This window comes from Microbacterium sp. NPDC077663 (assembly GCF_044542795.1).
Lineage (GTDB): Bacteria > Actinomycetota > Actinomycetes > Actinomycetales > Microbacteriaceae > Microbacterium.
In genome coordinates, this window is the sequence record NZ_JBITVE010000001.1 from 1392210 (window position 1) to 1410504 (window position 18295).

At 69.2% G+C, this 18295-nt stretch carries 17 protein-coding genes; 4 read left to right on the forward strand and 13 right to left on the reverse strand.

The window, feature by feature from the left end:
* Nucleotides 1-8: 8 nt before the first annotated feature.
* The 6 genes from ACIGEP_RS06850 to ACIGEP_RS06875 all read right to left on the reverse strand — a co-directional run bounded on the left by ACIGEP_RS06850 (nt 9) and on the right by ACIGEP_RS06875 (nt 6509).
* Complete coding sequence (locus ACIGEP_RS06850) at nt 9-2525, reverse strand: glycogen/starch/alpha-glucan phosphorylase (protein WP_396660838.1); 2517 nt, start codon at nt 2523-2525, stop codon at nt 9-11.
* Between the two features lie 57 nt (nt 2526-2582).
* Entirely contained in the window at nt 2583-3599 is a 1017-nt protein-coding gene (locus ACIGEP_RS06855) for a YihY/virulence factor BrkB family protein (RefSeq protein ID WP_396660839.1), read from the reverse strand.
* Nucleotides 3600-3672: 73 nt separating this feature from the next.
* Nucleotides 3673-4194 (reverse strand): prepilin peptidase, encoded by a 522-nt coding sequence (locus ACIGEP_RS06860; RefSeq protein ID WP_396660840.1) that lies wholly within the window; start codon nt 4192-4194, stop codon nt 3673-3675.
* Between the two features lie 4 nt (nt 4195-4198).
* A complete protein-coding gene (locus ACIGEP_RS06865) occupies nt 4199-4495 on the reverse strand; it encodes a DUF1905 domain-containing protein (RefSeq protein ID WP_396660841.1) in 297 nt (98 codons plus the stop codon).
* A 54-nt stretch (nt 4496-4549) separates the two neighbouring features.
* Nucleotides 4550-5536: an aldo/keto reductase gene (locus ACIGEP_RS06870; protein ID WP_396660842.1), complete on the reverse strand. Its 987-nt coding sequence runs from the start codon at nt 5534-5536 to the stop codon at nt 4550-4552.
* 10 nt (nt 5537-5546) lie between these two features.
* Nucleotides 5547-6509: a LysR family transcriptional regulator gene (locus tag ACIGEP_RS06875; protein ID WP_396660843.1), complete on the reverse strand. Its 963-nt coding sequence runs from the start codon at nt 6507-6509 to the stop codon at nt 5547-5549.
* Between the two features lie 80 nt (nt 6510-6589).
* Here ACIGEP_RS06875 and ACIGEP_RS06880 point away from each other — a divergent pair, with 80 nt between their 5' ends.
* Nucleotides 6590-7630 (forward strand): aminotransferase class V-fold PLP-dependent enzyme, encoded by a 1041-nt coding sequence (locus tag ACIGEP_RS06880; RefSeq protein WP_396660844.1) that lies wholly within the window; start codon nt 6590-6592, stop codon nt 7628-7630.
* A gap of 5 nt (nt 7631-7635) precedes the next feature.
* Here ACIGEP_RS06880 and ACIGEP_RS06885 read toward each other — a convergent pair whose 3' ends face one another.
* Together ACIGEP_RS06885 and ACIGEP_RS06890 are read right to left on the reverse strand one after the other, a co-directional pair.
* The gene (locus ACIGEP_RS06885) at nt 7636-9303 is read right to left on the reverse strand and encodes a cation:proton antiporter (protein WP_396660845.1); all 1668 of its coding nucleotides are present in this window, start codon (nt 9301-9303) and stop codon (nt 7636-7638) included.
* Nucleotides 9304-9339: 36 nt separating this feature from the next.
* Entirely contained in the window at nt 9340-9753 is a 414-nt protein-coding gene (locus ACIGEP_RS06890; RefSeq protein WP_396660846.1) for a hypothetical protein, read from the reverse strand.
* Nucleotides 9754-9869: 116 nt separating this feature from the next.
* Here ACIGEP_RS06890 and ACIGEP_RS06895 point away from each other — a divergent pair, with 116 nt between their 5' ends.
* Nucleotides 9870-10892, forward strand: a complete 1023-nt coding sequence (locus ACIGEP_RS06895) for an NADPH:quinone reductase (RefSeq protein ID WP_396660847.1) — start codon at nt 9870-9872, stop codon at nt 10890-10892.
* A 30-nt stretch (nt 10893-10922) separates the two neighbouring features.
* Here the strand turns inward: ACIGEP_RS06895 and ACIGEP_RS06900 are convergent, their stop codons facing one another.
* Entirely contained in the window at nt 10923-12176 is a 1254-nt protein-coding gene (locus ACIGEP_RS06900) for an MFS transporter (RefSeq protein WP_396660848.1), read from the reverse strand.
* Between the two features lie 105 nt (nt 12177-12281).
* Between ACIGEP_RS06900 and ACIGEP_RS06905 the strand changes: the two genes are divergently transcribed.
* Nucleotides 12282-13460 (forward strand): mandelate racemase/muconate lactonizing enzyme family protein, encoded by a 1179-nt coding sequence (locus tag ACIGEP_RS06905; RefSeq protein ID WP_396660849.1) that lies wholly within the window; start codon nt 12282-12284, stop codon nt 13458-13460.
* A gap of 9 nt (nt 13461-13469) precedes the next feature.
* Nucleotides 13470-14234, forward strand: coding sequence for a FadR/GntR family transcriptional regulator (locus ACIGEP_RS06910; protein ID WP_396660850.1), 765 nt, complete (start codon nt 13470-13472; stop codon nt 14232-14234).
* A 21-nt stretch (nt 14235-14255) separates the two neighbouring features.
* Here the strand turns inward: ACIGEP_RS06910 and ACIGEP_RS06915 are convergent, their stop codons facing one another.
* The 4 genes from ACIGEP_RS06915 to ACIGEP_RS06930 form a co-directional block, all read right to left on the reverse strand.
* Complete coding sequence (locus ACIGEP_RS06915; protein ID WP_396660851.1) at nt 14256-14600, reverse strand: L-rhamnose mutarotase; 345 nt, start codon at nt 14598-14600, stop codon at nt 14256-14258.
* Nucleotides 14597-15517 carry a carbohydrate ABC transporter permease gene (locus ACIGEP_RS06920; protein WP_396660852.1) on the reverse strand — a complete coding sequence of 307 codons (921 nt, stop codon included), beginning with the start codon at nt 15515-15517 and terminating at the stop codon, nt 14597-14599. Before ACIGEP_RS06920 ends, ACIGEP_RS06915 begins: the two co-directional genes overlap by 4 nt.
* The gene (locus tag ACIGEP_RS06925; RefSeq protein WP_396660853.1) at nt 15504-16349 is read right to left on the reverse strand and encodes a carbohydrate ABC transporter permease; all 846 of its coding nucleotides are present in this window, start codon (nt 16347-16349) and stop codon (nt 15504-15506) included. The genes ACIGEP_RS06920 and ACIGEP_RS06925 overlap by 14 nt, the downstream gene beginning before the upstream one ends.
* 155 nt (nt 16350-16504) lie before the next feature.
* Nucleotides 16505-17878 carry an ABC transporter substrate-binding protein gene (locus ACIGEP_RS06930; RefSeq protein ID WP_396660854.1) on the reverse strand — a complete coding sequence of 458 codons (1374 nt, stop codon included), beginning with the start codon at nt 17876-17878 and terminating at the stop codon, nt 16505-16507.
* Nucleotides 17879-18295 lie beyond the last annotated feature (417 nt).

Here is an 18295-nt window from a genome sequence, read left to right on the forward strand (position 1 = left end):
CGGGGGCGTCAGACGAGCGGCGGCGTGTGCCAGATGCGATCGATGTAGTCGCGCATGGACCGGTCGGAGGAGAAGAACCCGCACCGCGCGACGTTGAGGATCGCGGCCCGCGTCCAGGCGTCCTCATCCGCGTAGAGCGCGTCGACCCGCTTCTGCGCCGCGACGTAATCGGTGTAGTCCGCGAGGGCCATGAACGGGTCGTGGTGGATGAGGTTCGACACGACTGGTTCGAACACCGATCCGTCTCCTCCCGAGAAGGCGCCCGACGAGATGAGATCGAGCGCCCGCGACAGGTTCTCGTCGGCACGGACGAAGTCGATCGGGTGGTAGCCGCGGGTCTGCAGATCGGCGACCTCGGGCTCGGACATCCCGAACAGGAAGAAGTTCTCGTCGCCCACGAGCTCGCGGATCTCGACGTTGGCCCCGTCGTCCGTGCCGATCGTGAGAGCGCCGTTGAGGGCGAACTTCATGTTGCCCGTCCCCGATGCCTCCTTGCCGGCGAGCGAGATCTGCTCCGAGAGGTCCGCCGCGGGGACGACCCGCTCGGCCAGGGTGACGTTGTAGTTCGGCGGGAAGAGGACGGCGAGACGGCCCTCGACCCGCGGGTCCGAGTTGACGACGGAGCCCACGGCATTGATGAGGTGGATGATGCGCTTGGCCATCGCATACCCGGGCGCCGCCTTCGCCCCGAACACGAATGTGCGCGGGGTCACCTGATCGGGGGTGACACGACCCGAGGCGATGGCGTCGTACTCCGTGATGATGTGGAGGAGCTTGAGCGTCTGCCGTTTGTACTCGTGGAGCCTCTTGACCATGACGTCGAGGAGATGGTCGTCGGCGACGGTGAACCCGTCGCGCTCGGCGAGCGTCCGCGCCAGCACCCGCTTGTTCGACGCCTTCACGGCGCGGAACGCGGAGCGGAAGCCGGCATCGTCGGCGTGGTCTTCGAGCTCACGGAGTCGGTCGAGGTCGGTGAGCCAGCCCGGACCGATCGTGTCGGTGATGAGGCGCGAGAGACCGGGGTTCGCGAGCCGGATGAATCGACGGGGGGTGACGCCGTTCGTCACGTTCGTGAACTTGCCCGGGTAGAACTCGTCGAAGTCGGGCAGCACCTTCTCGCGCAGGAGCTGGGAGTGCAGTTCGGCGACGCCGTTGACCTTGGATCCCGCGACCGTGGCGAGGAAAGCCATCCGCACGGAGCCGTCGGGCGAGATGATCGACATCCGCCGGATCCGGTCCTCGTCATCGCCGAAACGCTCGCGGACCTCTTCGAGGAACTCGTCGTTGATCCGATAGATGATCTCGAGGTGCCGCGGCAGCAGGCGGCCGAGCAGGTCGGCCGACCAGACCTCGAGGGCCTCGGGGAGCAGCGTGTGGCACGTGTAGGCGAAGCACTGCTGCGTGATCCGCCAGGCGGCATCCCACTCGAGCTTGCGCTCGTCGACGAGCACACGCATCAGCTCGGGCACGCCGATGACCGGATGGGTGTCGTTGAGCTGGAAGATGACCCGTTCGGGCAGCTTCTCGAGATCGAAGTCGCTCGGCAGGATGAGGTTCACGAAATCGCTGATGGATGCCGCGACGAAGAAGTACTGCTGCTGCAGACGCAGCTCCTTGCCCTGCGGGGTGGAGTCCTCGGGGTACAGCACCTTCGAGATGTTCTCGGCGTAGGTCTGGGCGCGCACCGCCTCCTGGTAGTCGCCGGCATTGAAGACGCGGAGGTCGAAGCCCTGCGTCGCCTGTGCGCTCCACAGCCGCAGAGTGTTGACGCGACCGTTGTGGTACCCGGGGACCATGTAGTTGTACGGCACCGCCAGGACGTTCCAGGCCGGTACCCACCGCGAGCGCGGGACGCCCTCGTCGTCGTAGGTCTCGGTGTGGCCGCCGAAGGAGATCGTCTGCGCGGCCTCGGGGTGCGGGAACTCCCACGGCGAGCCGAGTGCGAGCCACGAGTCGGCTTGTTCGACCTGCTGGCCGTCGACGAAGGTCTGCCGGAAGATGCCGTACTCGTAGCGGATGCCGTACCCGATGCTCGGCACGCCGAGCGTCGCCAGCGAATCGATGAAGCACGCCGCGAGCCGGCCGAGACCGCCGTTGCCCAGACCGGGCTCGACCTCGAGCGCGCGGACGTCCTCCAGATCGAGGCCGCAGGCGACCAGGGCCTCGGCCGCGATGTCGGTGAGCCCGGTGGCGAGGAGGTTGTTGTCGAGCTGTCGCCCGAGGAGGTATTCGGCGGAGAGGTAGGCGACGCCCTTGGCCTGAGTGGATCGCTGGCGACGGACGTCCTCCAGCCAGCGGGCCATGAGGTAGTCGCGCACGGTGGCGGCGAGCGCGAAGTACCGGTCGTTGACCGTCGAGGTCGACAGGGCCACTCCGCGACCGTTGTTGAGGTTGCGCAGGTACTGCGTCACGAAGCCGTCGACCGTCGGCTCCGGTGACTGCACGGGTGCGAGGGCGATCGGGTGGCTCGGCTGAAGTCGCGGGTTCTTCACGGTACGACGGTACACACCCCGACCCGGCGGCATCGAGTGGATGCGCCAGAGTTCACACAGCGGTGACGAGGCGGTGATGCGGCGACGGGCTTAACCCGACGCGCGCTCGGCGGCCAGAGCCTCACGGGCGGCGTGCAGTTCGTCGGTGGCCGCTGTCAGCTGATCCTCAGCCGTCTGCACGCGACGCTCGATGAGCGTGGTCGCGCCGTGGACCCGGCGCATGCGGTCCTCACTCTCGAGCGTGGCCGTGACGATGTAGGCCGACGCGATGAGGATCACCTGGCACGAGAGGTTGATCCACAGCAGCAGCGCGATGAGCGCGGCGAACGTCGCGAGCAACGGGTTGGAGCCCGCGCCGCCCACGAACAGGCTCGAGAGCTGCTGCAGCACGGTCAGGCCGAATCCTCCGAGCAACGCCCCCGTCCACAGCGCCCGCGCGGGGGGACGGATGCCCGAGAGCGCACGGAACAGGAGCGCGACCACGGCGGTGTCAAGGATGAACGTGACCAGGATGCCGAGGGCGGCGCTCACGCCGACCGTCACCGGGCTCTCGGCGGAGACCCCCAGAACGCCGGCCACCAGTCCGACGCCGGCAGTGCCCAGTACCGTCGCGACCGCGGCGGCAGCCAGCCCGGCGCCGATGACGATGGCAAGGACGAGATTGCGGCCGAGAACGATGAAGATCAGGGTGTCGTCGTGGACCTTGTCGGCGATGACCCGCAGGGAGGTCCGCAGCGACCCGATCGCACCGATCGCCGCGAGGATGAGACCCACCAGGGAGAACACGCCGGCCACGGAGAACGCGATCGGGCGACCGAGGTCCTCGGTGTCGATGATCCCGCCCTCGCCGACGAGCCCGGGGATGACACCGTCCACCGCGTCGATGAGACTGCGCCACGCCTGGGGGTTGCCGGAGAGCCAGAGTGCGGCGACCGAGAAGCCGAGGAGAACACCCGCGAACACGCTGAACAGTGTGCGGTAAGTCACGCTGTCGGCGAGGAGGGGTCCTCGTCGCTCGCTGTACCGGAGGTAGGCCCGGACGATCCGCCACGACAGCGCGCGGGCGATCAGGCGCGGGACGAGCGGGGTCTTCGTTTCGTCGGCCATGGTCTCACGGTAGCGAAGCTCCGGCCGCGACCCGGGTCCCTTGCGCCCGAGCCGTCGATCTGGCATCGAGAGCTCAGAGACCGAGACGGGCCGCCGTCTCGGCGCCCCACAAGATGCCGGTCCACGCGCCCAGCAGCATCCATGGCCCGAAGGCGACGGCGGTGCGACGGTGGGCGCGCCGGGCGGCGAGCAGGATCGCGCCGTAGACGCCGCCGAAGACGAAGCCGGCGAAAGCTCCCACGGCGAGCGCGGGCCAGCCCGTCCATCCGAGGGCCATGCCGAGGACGCCGGCGAGCTTCACGTCTCCGCCGCCCATTCCGCCGCCCGCTGCGCGCAGGACGAGGTAGAACGCGAACAGCACCAGGCCTCCGATCACCGCCCGCAGCAGCGACGACCACGGCGCTCCGGCGAGACAGGCGACGAGCAGCAGTCCGCCGAGGATCGGATACCCGGGGAGGACCCACGCGTTCGGCAGACGGTGGGTGCGGACGTCGATGAGGGCGAGCGCGACGGAAGCGACGCCGAGCCAGCCGAAGGCGAGCGCGACCGCGGTGACCGCGACAGGACCCGCGACCTCGGCAAAGGGGGCCGGCACGGTCTCAACCGTCCAGGACGTCGAGCCGTGCGCGCACGGTGTCTCCCTCGGAGATCCCCTCGCGCTCCCGCACCGACCGCTTGAGTGGCAGCACGTAGACGCCACGGGCTGCGTCGGGGAAGATCGACGTCCGCCAGGACGACGAGCCCACGGACACGAGCACCGGGATCGACCCGAATCCCCGCTCGGGTCGCGGCACCTCGCGGATGTCGTCACTGGCCTCCCGCGTGAGGGGCACGAAGTACCAGTCGTCCCTCCGCGCGTCCCTGCGGAAGAGCACCCCGGCGGTCTCGACGATCATGCCCTCACGGTAGCGACGTCGCGCACGCGGCGGCGCGCGGCATCCCCACCCCGATCACCACTGCGGGTGGATGTCCTCCCGCAGCCGTCGGTCGTACACGTCGACCACGGCGGAGGCGAAGGTCTCGAGCACGGCCGGGTCGATCGATCCCGCATCGGCGTTGCTCCGCGCCTGCGCCGTCGTGCGGGCACCCGGGATGACGGAGGTGACTCCGGGACGGGAGGCGATCCAGGCGAGGGATGCCGCAGGCAGCGACACCCCGTCCGGGAGAGCCGCGCTCAACTCCTCCGCCGCGACGAGTCCGGTCTCGAAGTCGACGCCCGAGAACGTCTCGCCACGGTCGAACGCCTCGCCGTGACGGTTGAAGGTGCGGTGGTCGTTCGCGGCGAAGGACGTCGACGCCGTGTACCGCCCGCTGAGAAGTCCCGACGCGAGCGGCACCCGCGCGAAGATCGCGACACCGGCGGCCTCGGCGGCAGGCAGCACCTCGTCGAGCGGCTTGAGTCGGAACGGGTTGAAGATGATCTGGACGTTGCTCACCCCGGGACGCGCGATCGCGGAGAGCGCCTGCGCGCAGGTCTCGACGGAGACGCCGTACGCGGCGATCGCACCGTCGTCGACGAGGGCGTCGAGCGCGTCGTAGGTCTCGTCCGCCTCGATGACGGCGGACGGCGGGCAGTGCAGCTGCACGAGGTCGAGCGTGTCCGTGCCGAGGTTCTTCCGCGAACGATCCGTCCACTCGCGGAAGTGGGCGGACGTGTAGCTCTCGGGCTCCTGCGGCAGACGCCGCCCCATCTTCGTGGCGACGGTGACGCCGTGTCCCGGGTGTGCGGCGAGGAAGCGGCCGATGAGACCTTCGCTCCGACCGTCGCCGTAGACGTCGGCCGTGTCGAAGAGGGTGACGCCCGCCTCGACCGAGGTCGCCAGGACATCGAGCGCGTCGACTTCGGACACATCGCCCCAGTCGGCGCCGAGCTGCCAGGTGCCGAGGCCGATGGCGGAGACGGAACGGCCGGTGGCGGCGAGAGGACGCTGATGCATGGGGCTCACCCTACTTCGCCCGCGCGGCTGCGGGATCGGCACCCGTCATCTCGCTGACGGCCTCGGCGAGGTGGTGGAGCACCGTGGCGACGGCGGGGACCCGCGCCGCACCGCGCGCGGAGACGGCGTGGAGCTCCCGCCGGTCCCCGGACGACAGGGGGCGGGTGACGATCCCGGCCACGAGGGGGAAGGATGCCACGGCCAGGCGCGGCAGCGTCGCGACGCCGACCCCTTGCGCGACGAGCTGTTCGACGGCGGCCACGTTGTCGGTCTCGAAGCGGATGCGCGGCACGAATCCCGCTCGCGAGCACGAATCCAGCAGATGGCTGCGGCATCGGGGGCACCCGCTGATCCAGTCGTCGTCGGCGAGACCACCGAGGTCGACGACGTCCTCCACGACACGCGCGTGCCGGTCCGGGAGCACGAGGAGCAGATCCTCCGCGCCGATGCGCCGGGCGTCGAGCCCGCGGATGCTGTCGCCGTGCGCGTCGGTGCCGTCGCCGGAGTGGCTGAAGGTGAGGGCGATGTCGGCCCGGTCGGCGCGGACGGCCGCGACCGCCTCCGGGGGCTCGGCCTCGACGTAGGTGAGCGACAGACCCGGGTCCGACTCGGCGAGGCGCCGCATGAGTCGCGGCAGGACGGTCGGTGACGCGGACGGGAACCCGACCAGCCTGACGGTGCCGATGCGCCCTCCGCCGAGGTCGGCGAGTTCGCCCGCCACGGCACCGAGCGCCGTCGTGATCGAGACGGCATGACGGGCGAGGATGCGGCCCGCCTCGGTCAGCCGCATCCGCCGCCCCACCCGCTCGACGACCGCCATCCCCAACCGCGCCTCGAGTCGGCGGATCTGCTGGCTGACGGCGGGTTGGCTGTAGCCGAGCTCCGCCGCCGCGGCGGTCACGGATCCCGTGTCGGCGAGGGCTTTCACGATGCGCAGTTCTGCGACGGACAGGTCGGGAACAGGTTGGGGCATGCGGACATATAACGCGACGTCATGCACAAGATGCAATACCTGCCGTGGTGCACTCGATCCCCGGCCGGGACGATGGAGGCATGCCCCTCTCCCCCGCGACCGTCCGCGCGGCGTTCCCCGACTCCCGCGGATACGTCGCGGCCTGCACCGCCGGCATCCCACCCCTCGCGACGCGGGACGCCGTCCGGGCGGACCTCGACGCCTGGCCGGATCCGATGCGCTACGCCGCGAGCGCCGAGCGGTGCCGCGCGTCGTTCGCCCGGCTGGTGGGGGTCGATCCCGCCGCCGTGGCGCTCGGGGCGCAGACGTCGGCGATGGTGAGCCTCGTCGCGGCATCCCTCCCCGACGGCGCGATCGTCCTGTGCCCGGACGGGGAGTTCTCGTCGCTCGTGCTGCCGTTCGTCCACGCCGGCCGCGGCATCACCGTGCGCACGGCGCCCCTGGACGACCTCGCCGACACGATCAGCGACGACACGACCCTCGTCGCTTTCTCGATCGTGCAGTCGGCGACCGGCGCGGTCGCCGATGCGGACGCGATCGTCGCAGCCGCACACCGCCACGGGGCGCGCACCCTCTGCGACGCGACGCAGGCGATCGGATGGATGCCGGTGGCCGCCGACGCCTTCGATGCGCTGGTGTGCCACGCCTACAAATGGCTGTGCGCGCCGCGTGGAGTCGCGTTCCTCACCCTCCGTGAGGACTTCGCGACCTCGATCGGGCCGCGCCAGGCGGGCTGGTACGCAGGCGCCGATCCGTGGGCGTCGTGCTACGGCACGGACGCGACGCTGGCGGCATCCGCTCGACGGTTCGACGTCTCGCCCGCCTGGCAGGCTTTCGTCGGCGCGGAGCCCGCGCTCGCCTTGTTCGCGGCCGCCGATCCGCAGGGGCTGCGCGACGAGGTGACCGGGCTAGCCGATGCCCTCCGCCGCCGACTCGACCTGCCGACGCCGGCACGGGCGACGCCGATCGTCACATGGCGCGATGCGGGCGGCGCGGATGTCAGCCGGTTGCGCGCAGCGGGGATCGTGGCGTCCAGCCGCGCCGGAAACGCCCGCGTGGCCCTGCACGTGTTCAACGACGACAGGGACGTCGAGGACCTCGCGCGGGCACTCGGCCGCTGAGACGATCAGGCGCGACCTGTGCGCAGCTCGATGGCGATCTGCGAGGCGTCGACCACCGCCAGTTCGTGCGCGAGGACATCCGCGTCGAATGTTCCGGTGTCGCGCGCGTCGAGCAGAGCGCGTCGCTGCGCGTCGATGACGGCGAGTCGGTGGGTGCTCTCGATCTCGAAGATACGAGCGCGATCGGCATCGGTGGGACGCTCGGGAGCGGGCACGGACGCCGCGCTCTCGCGCAGGAGCTCGAGGATGTGCCGACGCTCTTGCCGCTCGCGCTCGCTCGTCTCGTCCGCCGACGCCGCAGGGGTCAGCGCCTCGACGAGGGGGGCGACCGACGCCCCCTGACCGACGAGCGAGACGACCGCGACGCCGAAGGCGACGAGGACGAGCACGGAACGCAAGGGCGTGTCCTCGGGGAGCGTCTGCGCGGCCGCCAGCGTGATCGCCCCCCGCATGCCCGCCCACACCACCAGGGTGCCCTCGCGCCAGCCGAGCGGCGCCTCTTGGAAGTAGCGGATGTCGGCGAGGCCGCGCGTGACCCGTGGACCGAAACGGCGGACGGTCCCCCGCGAGACGCGACGTCCACGGCGGGCGAACGCGTCGACGAGCTGCGCTTCCCCTTCCTCGCTCTCGAGGCGTTGCGCGATCGTCTCGAGCCGCGGCTGGAGACGGCGCATGCGGCGGGCGCTCATCGACAGGAGTGCGAGCAGCGGCGCGACATAGGCCGCGCGGACGACGACGGTGAGGAGCCAGGCTCCGGCCGCGATCAGCAGTGCGGGCGCGATGCCTTCGTGCGCCTTCTCGACGTCCGAGAGGATCGAGGTCAGCTGCAACCCCATGAACAGGAACACGAACCCTTCGAGGATCAGCTCGATCGTCCGCCAGTTCTGCGCGTCGGAGAGCCGGTTACGCGCCGAGAACACCCTGGGGCCGCCCACCCCCGTGATGATGCCCGCGACGACGGCCGCCACGAGCCCTGAAGCGCCGAGGAGTTCAGCGGGGACGGCCGCGAGGAAGGGCACCGTGAACGAGAGGACGGTGTTCACCGTCGGATCGGTGGCCCGCTTGCGGACCGTCAGGTTCAGCCACCCGAGCGCGGCGCCGATGAGGACCGCGACGACGACCGAGTAGGCGAACGTGCCGACCGCACCCCAGAAGGAGAAGGATGCCGCGGCCGCCGCGACGGCGGTGCGCAGGAGGACGAGCGCGGTGGCGTCGTTGAGCAGGCTCTCGCCCTCGAGGATCGCGATCACCCGTTTGGACACCGGCGTCCGTTTGATGATCGCGGTCGCGACGGCGTCGGTCGGGCTCACGATCGCACCGAGGGCGACCCCCCAGGCGAACCCGAGTTGCGGGATCACGAGCATGAAGAAGAGGCCGAGAGCGAGGGCGGTGCCGATGACCAGGAAGATCGAGAGCCCGGCGATCGCGCCGAACTCGCGTCGGAAGTGCATGGCGGGCATCGAGACCGCAGCCGAGTACAGCAGGGGCGGCAGGATGCCGAGAAGGATCCACTCCGGATCGAGGACGAAGTCGTCGAACATCGGGAGGAAGCTGCCGCCGACACCCACCGCGACCATGAGGATCGGCGCGGCGATGCCCGCCCAGCGGCCGACGACGGTGGTCAGCGCGACCACCAGGAGAGCGACCACCAGGCCGACGAGCGTCTCGATCACACCGAAAGCCTGTCAGAGGGAGCCGGGTGACGGCGATCAGCGGGCCGAGCGTCCGCTCCGCACGGCGAGGGATCGCATCGCATCGGCCGTCGGCAGATCGACGCGCAGCCGGGTCGTGCCCGGACGAGGCCCGGCGCCGTTGACGATCGCGGCGCCGCCGAGGCGGGCGAGCGGTTCGGCGAGCGTCGTCGCGGAGTCCGTGGAGAGGAACCCGATGACGCGGCCGTGGGAGTGGACGGCGACGTCGCGTCCGCGGCCGCCGTGACCGCGTCCGACACGGAGGACGTAGAGCCGGTCGTCGCGAGAGCGCCGCTCCGGGTCGTCGACGAGGTAGTAGGTGCGCGTGACATCCTCGCGGGATGTCGGGAGCACGCGGAGGTCGGGAAGATCGTCGTGCGATCGGGTCCGGCCGATGAGGGAGTGGAAGAGGTGTTCGAGCCAGGTGGGCACGGGGCCCCCTTTCCTGCACGCGGCACGAAGCTCGTGCCGCTCCCCGACCCTGTCACATCGCGCCTGGCAATCCCCCGGTCCGGAATGCTCGGCGTCGGGAGGCGGTTGAGGTCGGTATGAAGGCGATCGTCTACCGTTCCCCGGGCGCATCCGACGTCCTGTCCCTCGTCGACCGTGAGGTGGCCGCCCCCGGCCCCGGTGAGGTGCGCGTGCGCATCGCCGTCTCGGGCGTGAACCCGACCGACTGGAAATCGCGCTCCGGCGGCACGACGCGCGGGTCCTTCGCCGAGACGGTCCCTAACCAGGACGGAGCCGGCGTCGTCGACGCCCTGGGCGAGGATGTCGCAGGCCTGACGGTCGGCGACAGCGTGTGGGTGCACTTGGCGCAGCATCAGCGCCCCACGGGCACCGCGCAGGAGTACACGGTGGTGCCGGCATCCCGCGCCATCCGCCTGCCCGAGGGCATCGACTTCGCGACCGCAGCCAGTCTCGGCGTGCCGGCCGTCACGGCGCATCGCGCGTTGACCGTGCACGAGGACGGTCCCGCGCGCCTGGCACCGGGCGCGCTCGCCGGGCGCACCGTGCTCGTCGCGGGCGGGGCCGGCGCGGTCGGCCACGCAGCGATCCAACTCGCCCGATGGGCGGGCGCGACCGTGATCACGACCGTCAGCTCGGACGCCAAGGCGGAGCTCGCCCGCGCCGCCGGCGCGCACCACGTCATCGACTACACGCAGGGCGATGTCGCATCGAAGGTGCGCGAGATCGCCCCCGGCGGGGTGGACCAGATCGTGGAGGTGTCGCTCGCCACCAACGCCGCACTCGACGCCGAGGTCGCGGCTGGCCACGCCGTGATCGCGTTCTACGCCGACGACAACGGTGACACCTTCAGCATGCCGATCCGCCCGACGTTCGCGAAGAACATCCGGGTGCAGGGGGTCCTCCTCTACACCGTCGGAGAGCCCGCCCTCGACGCCGCGGTCGCCGACATCACGCAGGCCCTCGAGGACGGCGCGCTCCCGGTCGGTGAGGAGCACGGTCTGCCGTTGACGTGGTTCACGCTGGAGCAGACCGCCGCCGCCCACGACGCCGTCGAGGCGGCGACCGTCGGCAAGGTCCTCATCCGGGTCGCCGACCTCTGATCGCACGGATGCCGCGGGCCACGAGAGCGCTCAGCCCGCGGCATCCGTCTCGTCGTCGATCCGCGCGGCCGCGATGTGACTGATCGGTCGCCAGACGAGTACGAGGGTGATCGCGGCTCCCGTGAAGGCGAACCACCACGGAGCGGTGAGGCCCCACACCTGCGCGATCACTCCGCCGATCGCCTGGCCGATGACGAGTCCGCCGAAGACGCCGACCATGTTCACCGACGCGATGCGGCCCTGAAGCTCGTGCGGGACGAGCCGCTGACGGACGGTGGTGGAGATCGTGCCCCAGACGAAGGCATAGGCGCCGAAAGCGACCATGATCACGAAGGCGACCGTGCCCGAGGTGGTCAGCGCGAACGCCAGGTGCATCGCCACCTCGGCACTGAGACAGACACGCATGAGGGTCGCGAAGGAGAATCGCCTTTCGAGCCATCCGAATGAGAAGGTGGCGAGGAGGCCGCCGATGGCCGAGGCCGTCTTGAGCGCACCGTAGCCGACCGGCCCCATCCCCAGATGGTCCGTGGCGTACAGCACGAGGACCCCCCAGGGCGCCGCCCACGTCACGTTGAAGGTCAGGATGATGAGGACGAGGGTCCGCACCGGCGGATTGCGCCACAACCAGCGGATGCCGACGGCGATGTCGGTGTGGACGGGCGTCCGGGGCGAGTCCGTGGCCTTCTTCGGCGCAGGTGTCGCGGCGATCCGCGAGATGAGGACGACGGCGAGCGCGACAGACACCGCCTGAACGCTGAACGGCCAGAACGACCCCAGGGCGAACAAGAAAGCGCCGAGCGGGGGGCCACCGAACTGATTGGCCACGAGGAAGCCCGCCTGCAGCCGGGCGTTGCCGACACCCAGGTCCGCCTTGCGGACCATCATCGGCAGGAGCGTGCTGCTGGTGGTGTCGACGAAGACCTCGGCGCATCCGTACACGAACGCCACGATCAGCACGAGCCAGATGCTTGCGGCACCCGTCACGAGGAAGGCGCACAACGCCACCAGGACGAGGGCCCGGACGCCGTTGGCGACCATGATGAGAAGCCGCCGGTCGAGCCGGTCGGCGATCGCCCCCGCATGCAACCCGAACAGCAGCCACGGCAGGAACTGCAGGACGGCGCCGGCGGCGACGAGGATCGGCGAATCCGTCATCGACGCGATCAACAGGGGCGCTGCGGCGAGCGCGATGCCGTCGCCGATGTTGCTCGTCCAGGACGAGGCGAGCAGCCAGCGGAAGTCCCGCCCGAGCCGCGTCGGCGCGACCCACTCCCCGATGCCCACCGGACGAGCTTAAGGCGGTCGGACCGGTGACGAGATGCTCGCTGCTCATCGTTCATATGATGTATGCTCTATCGCAGACCATCCCTGAAGAATGTCAAGGTTGATATGAAGATCACGGGCTACCGCACGGTCCGCACCCACCGCGATTGGGGTCGGCCCGTCGGCGACGTCAACGGCTACATCGCATCCGGCGTCACCGAGGTTGCGATCGTCATCCTCGAGACCGACGACGGCGTCGAGGGTGTCGGCATCGGCAGCGACCATGACATCGCTCGCATCTTCCCCGCCCTCGAGGGCCAGGACCCGCGGGGGGTCTCGTCGCTGTACGACGGGATGCTCGCCCACGTCTTCAAGGCCGGCCACAACGGGGCGACCTTCGGCGGTATCGCGACGCTCGACGCGGCGCTCTGGGACATCAAGGCGAAGCTGCTCGGCGAACCGCTGTGGCGTCTCCTCGGCGGCCGCGACCGCTTCGTGCCGGGCTACGCCTCCGGGTTGGACATCGCCCTCAGGGATGACCAGCTCGCCCGGTTCTATGCGGACATGGCCGAGCGTGGCTTCACGAGCGGCAAGCTCAAGGGCGGTCGCGACCTCGACGCCGACATCCGCCGTCTGGGCGTCGTCCGCGATGCGCTGTCGCGCAACTCCCGCCATCCGGCACTCATGCTCGACGCCAACGAATCGTGGAACCTCAAGCAGGCGATCCGGTACGTCGCCGCGGTGGAGGCTCAGCTCGACCTCACCTGGATCGAGGAGCCACTGCGCCGGTGGGACGCCCGCGGGCACGCCCGGCTCAGCCAGTCGGTGAAGGCGGCCGTCGCGACCGGGGAGAACCTCACCGGACTCGAGCAGTTCCGTGAGCTGTTCGACCTCGGCGCCGTCGACATCGTGCAGACCGGTGCCGTCTGGGGTATCACCCACTTCCTCCGGCTCGCCTACGCCGCGCACGCCCGCGACCTGCCGATCAGCCCGGTCGGGCTGACGAGCAATCCAGCGGTCGCACACGCGGCGGCGTCGGTCCCCAATCACCTCACTGCAGAGGTGCAGGACCTCGGTGCGCCGTTCGGTGTCACCGTCGACGAGCAGATCGCCGACGGGGGGATCGTGCTCGGCGACTCCCCCGGCAGCGGCATCGAGATCGACGAAGCGGCGATCGCGGCGGTGCATCATGACGGCGACTGGCTGCAGTCGGCCGGGCCCCACGTCCGCCCACTGCGCGCCGGTCTCACGCTCACCGGGGACGCGAGCCCCGCGCTCCCCGACGCCGAACCCCACCGTGCATAGAATGCTCAGATGAATGATGTTCGTGCGGACGGATCGCCCGCTCGCGTCTTCGACCGCCAGGCGGCCCGCACGCCGGTCACCCGCCTCGGCGTCGCCGTCGTCCACGATCTGGTCACCGCGATCATCACCGGCGAGATCGCCGAGGGCGCCATGCTGCCCATCGAGACGGAACTGAGCGCCCACTTCGGCGTGAGCCGCACGGTCATCCGTGAATCCATCAAGCGCATCGAGGAGAAGGGTCTCGTCGCCGTCGTGCAGGGAAGCGGCACGACGGTGAGGACTCGGGAATCCTGGAACGTCCTCGACCCCGTCGTCCTGCAGGTGATGCTCGAGAACGACGCATCCCTCGGTGTCCTCGACGACCTCGCCGTCGTGCGCGGCGCACTGGAGGGCGCGATGGCGGCCGCCACCGCCGGCCGTCGGACACCCGACGAGCTGGCCGCACTGCGGGCCGCTTTCGAGCACATGGAATCGACCATCGAGCACGAGGACGAATACAACGAAGCGGACATGCGGTTCCACCTCGTCGTCATGCAGCAGTCCCAGATCCCCCTCGCCGAGAGCATCACCCGCACCCTGTATTCCCGTGCGCGCGAGTCGGCACGGTTCACGACGAACCCGTCGAAGGACGTCTTCCACCTGACGCTCGACGAGCACCGGAGGGTCCTCGAAGCGATCGAGGCCGGTGATGCCACCGCTGCCGAGGCCGCCATGCGCGCCCACATCCTCGATGCGTGGCAGCGCCGCCGCCAGCCCACCGCTCGCAAGCCCTGAGAAGGCTGCGAACGACGCGCGTCAGTCCTGGTGCCACACCTCGACGAAGTGCTCCCAGTTCGGAGCGTCGGAGCCGGGTCGGAACGGCAGCTGGCACGGCGCGGTGTACGACCACCACTTCTGCGTGACGGGGTCCTCGGCCATCCGGGCCTGATCAGCCTCATAGTCATCGCCCACGTACTCGTAGTATCCGAGGATCACGTCGTCGAGAACGAAGATCGTGAAGTTCCGGATGCCGCACGCCGTGATCGTGGCTTCGACCTGCGGCCAGACATTCGCATGCAACTCGAGGTACTCGGCACGCTTCTCGGGGACGAGGCGGGCGGCCATGCCGAAGCGGCGGACGGCGGGGATGTCGGGCGTCATTCCTTCGTCCCTCCGGCCGTCATGCCCGTCACGAGGAACCGCTGCGAGAACAGGAAGATGATCAGCACGGGGCCGACCGACACGAGTGTGGCGAGCGCGAGCACCGGCAGCGAGATCGTGATCGACGCGGAACTGGTGGGATTGAACAGCGGCACGTTGGAGAGCAGCTCGGCGAGACCGACCTGGACAGGTGATTTACGACCAGGCGCCATGACGAACGGCAGGAAGTAGTTGTTCCAGTTGCCGACGACGTTGAAGAACCCCACGAGGGCGATGACGGGCGTCGCCAGCGGCATGGCCACTCGGGCGAACACGCGCCACTCCCCTGCGCCATCGATGCGTGCGGCATCCAACAGGTCCCTCGACACGCTCGTCGAGAAGTAGATGTACGTCAGGTACACGCCGAACGGGAAGAAGGAGAACGGCAGGATCACCGCGAGCGGATTGCCGACCAGGCGGAGGGCCGACATCTCGAGGAAGATCGGCAGCACGAGTGCGGTGCTCGGTATGAGCATGACGACGAGGGTGATGACCAGCAGCGACTTGCGCATGCGGAACTCGGTCATCGCGAGGGCGTAGCCGGCGGGGATCGTCACCACCAGGGTGAGGACCAACGCAGCGCCCGTGTACAGCACGGAGTTGCCGATCCAGGCCCAGACGACGCCGTTCTGGAACTGCATCAACTCGGTCCAGTTGCTCACCAGAGTCCCGAAGCTGCCGAAAGCGAACGGCCCGTCGAGCAGGAGCTGACGCGCGGTCTTCGTCGGGGCGAGCAGGAGCCACACGATCGGGACGGCGAAGAAGAGCACGAACACGGCCAGGATGACGACGACCAGCGCGCGCCCGATCCACCGGGCTGGCGAGAGGTCGGCGCGCTTCGCCGAACGGGCACGGGTGGCGAGATCAGTCGCGTTCAAAGAGTCCTCCTCGGAAGACGAAGATCGCCGACAGCGCCGCCGCGACGACGAGCAGCAGGAGGGAGATCGCCGCGGACCCGTTGAAGTCACCCTGACGGAAGGCATAGAGGTAGGCGAGCTGATTGATCGAGTAGTCCGGCGGTACGACCCCCTTCGAGGCCTGCGACAGGACGCGGGGCTCGACGAACAGCTGAGTGCCTGCGGCGAGGGACATGATCGCCATGTAGGAGATCCACTTGCGCAGGAGCGGGATCTGGATGTGCACAGCGGTCTTCACCGGGCCCGCACCGTCGATCCGGGCCGCCTCGAGGACGTCGCCGGAGATGTTGTTCAGCGCTCCGTACATGATCACGACCCAGCCGCCGGCACCGGTCCAGAACGCGATGACGGTGAAGATGATCGGCAGGTTGTCGACGGAGACGGTCTGCACGAAGCTGTCGAGTCCGAAGCCGCGCAGGAGGAAGGCGACCGGACTCACCGTCGGGTCGAGCAGGAACAGCCAGAGCATGACGCTCGACGCACCCGCGAGGGCGCCGGGGATGTAGAAGACGAAGCGGTGACCCGTGGAGAGCCAGCGCCGTCCGAGACCGTGGACCAGGAGGGCCAGCAGCACGACCAAGACCAGCAGGGCAGCCAGGTAGAACACGAGGTAGACCGCGACGTGGGACACCGCCGGCAGGAACCGGTAGTCCGAGAAGACGCGGACGAAGTTGTCCAGTCCTGCGAAGACGCCGTCCTTCGTGAAGGACAGGAACACGGCGTACAGCGTCGGCAGGAGCCCGAACGCCAGGAGGAGCAGGCCGTACCCCGAGACGAAGACGTATCCGATCACGCTCTGCGAGCGGTCGGGGCGACGGCGGATGACACGGGGCTCCCGCCCCCGCCGGGCCTCCGAGGAGACCGCGGCGGCGGCGGGAGCGATCAGTGGAGTGGTGATGATGCTTTCCTCTGTTCGGGCGGCGCCGCGTGACGCCGCCCCTCCGGCGATTAGTTGACGGTGTAGCCCTGCACGGTGGCCTGGTTCTCGTACTCCTTTTGGAGCGCGGGGACCAGTTCCGCCATGGTCTTTCCGTCGGAGATTCCCGGGATGACGACCGATGCGTAAGCAGTCTCCACGCTGAACGAGGGGTAGCCCCACCCGCTCCACACACTGGAGGCGGCCGTCGACACGGCCGAGGCGAAGTCGCCGACGTAGTATCCGGAGCCGGCCTGCTGGTCGAGCCAGGTCTTGGCGGCGGAGTCGTAGGCCGGGAGGCCGGACGCGAGCTTCACCGCGTCATCCGAGCTCGTCACGAACTCTAGGAGCTTCGCGACGGCCTCGAGGTTGGTGGAGTGGCTCGATCCGTACCAGACACCACCGCCGACGTTGCCGGTCACCTTGTCGGAGCCGTCCCAGTAGAGCGGCGCCGAGGCGCCGATCGTGCCGGCCGGCGAGTTGAGGCTGTCCTTGTTCTGGAACAGCGCGCCGGAGTACCAGGCCGGGCCCGGCATTCCGAGGATCTTGTCACCGTACTTCTGCACGAACTCCGCCCCGAAGACGCTGTCGTTGACGAGCGTCTTGTTGGCGATCATGTGGTCGAGGAGCTCGGTGACCTTCTCGGAGTTCGGGTCGGAGAAGTCGCTCGTGAAAGCGCCGTCCTTCACCTGGAAGATCGGGGCCTCGCCGCCCCAGTAGTAGATGTACGGGCCCTGGAAGCTGTCGCCGACCGAGCCGAGGATGTAGCCGGGGTGCTCCTCGGCGACCTTGTCGCTGAGGGCCTCGTAGTCCTCCCACGTCTGCGGGACGTCGTAGCCGAACTCCTTCATGAGAGCGTCGTTGTACCAGTAGACGACGGGGGCGAGGTCGTTGCGCACACCGAACACATTGCCGTCGACCGTCATCGGGTCGAGCGCGCCCTTCGTGAAGCCGTTCAGGAAGTCGTCCGAGAGAAGACCCTTGTTGAGGACCGCGGCGAAGGGCTTGCCGCCGTTGTTCGAGACGCTGGTCCACGAGGTGTCGTTCTGCTGGGTCGAGAAGACGACGTCCGGCCAGCCGGAGTCGGACTGGTCGAAGAGCGCGATCTTGGTCTTGAACGAGTCGCTGCCACCCGAGTTGCCGTCGTAAGTCTCGATGTTGACCGTGATGTCGGGGTTCGCGGCCTGGAACGCCTTGGCGATGGGCTCGCGCGAGGAATCCACCCAGACGGTGATGGGGGCGGATGCATCCTGCTCGACGGTTTCGAAACCATAGTCCGAGGAGGAGTTGTCACCGGGGGCTGCCGACCCGGCTGAGCAGGCAGTCAGCGCGACGAGCGCGGCGATGCCGGTGGCGAGGGCGATGGTGCGGGGAACGAGGCGTGAGCGTCGAAGCTGTGATGCCATTGCGCGTCCTTTTCTGGTCGACGTCGTTGACGACAGGGCCGTCGGGCGACGGCGAGAGCTAGTACATCATACATCTCACCTAAGTGCAATCGCATGGCGAGACATCGCAGACCGTCGGCGCCGGAAGCGCTGCGCGACAGACGATCTCCCCCACCCGTCGTCCTGATCGGACGGGTATCCGTCGGGTGGTCGACATCGAGGCGGTCGTCGCGTGGCAGGGGCAGCGGGCAGAGCGAGCAGATGCGAAAGGCCCGGAACCTCGATTGAGATTCCGGGCCTTTCGTGACCGTCGGGATGACAGGATTTGAACCTGCGACCCCTTGACCCCCAGGTGCCCGTGTCAGGCCGGTTCCTTCATTTTCCGGGCCTCCTGCATTGCAGAGGGCCCTTTTTCGCGTCATGCGTTGCATGGATTGC

What these genes read in the sequence shown, in the direction of transcription:
- ACIGEP_RS06850 (WP_396660838.1), bottom strand. Translation starts at nt 2,525, where the DNA reads ATGCCGCCGGGTCGGGGTGTGTACCGTCGTACCGTGAAGAACCCGCGA.
- ACIGEP_RS06855 (WP_396660839.1), bottom strand. Translation starts at nt 3,599, where the DNA reads ATGGCCGACGAAACGAAGACCCCGCTCGTCCCGCGCCTGATCGCCCGC.
- ACIGEP_RS06865 (WP_396660841.1), bottom strand. Translation starts at nt 4,495, where the DNA reads ATGATCGTCGAGACCGCCGGGGTGCTCTTCCGCAGGGACGCGCGGAGG.
- ACIGEP_RS06870 (WP_396660842.1), bottom strand. Translation starts at nt 5,536, where the DNA reads ATGCATCAGCGTCCTCTCGCCGCCACCGGCCGTTCCGTCTCCGCCATC.
- ACIGEP_RS06875 (WP_396660843.1), bottom strand. Translation starts at nt 6,509, where the DNA reads ATGCCCCAACCTGTTCCCGACCTGTCCGTCGCAGAACTGCGCATCGTG.
- ACIGEP_RS06880 (WP_396660844.1), top strand. Translation starts at nt 6,590, where the DNA reads ATGCCCCTCTCCCCCGCGACCGTCCGCGCGGCGTTCCCCGACTCCCGC.
- ACIGEP_RS06895 (WP_396660847.1), top strand. Translation starts at nt 9,870, where the DNA reads ATGAAGGCGATCGTCTACCGTTCCCCGGGCGCATCCGACGTCCTGTCC.
- ACIGEP_RS06905 (WP_396660849.1), top strand. Translation starts at nt 12,282, where the DNA reads ATGAAGATCACGGGCTACCGCACGGTCCGCACCCACCGCGATTGGGGT.
- ACIGEP_RS06910 (WP_396660850.1), top strand. Translation starts at nt 13,470, where the DNA reads ATGAATGATGTTCGTGCGGACGGATCGCCCGCTCGCGTCTTCGACCGC.
- ACIGEP_RS06915 (WP_396660851.1), bottom strand. Translation starts at nt 14,600, where the DNA reads ATGACGCCCGACATCCCCGCCGTCCGCCGCTTCGGCATGGCCGCCCGC.
- ACIGEP_RS06930 (WP_396660854.1), bottom strand. Translation starts at nt 17,878, where the DNA reads ATGGCATCACAGCTTCGACGCTCACGCCTCGTTCCCCGCACCATCGCC.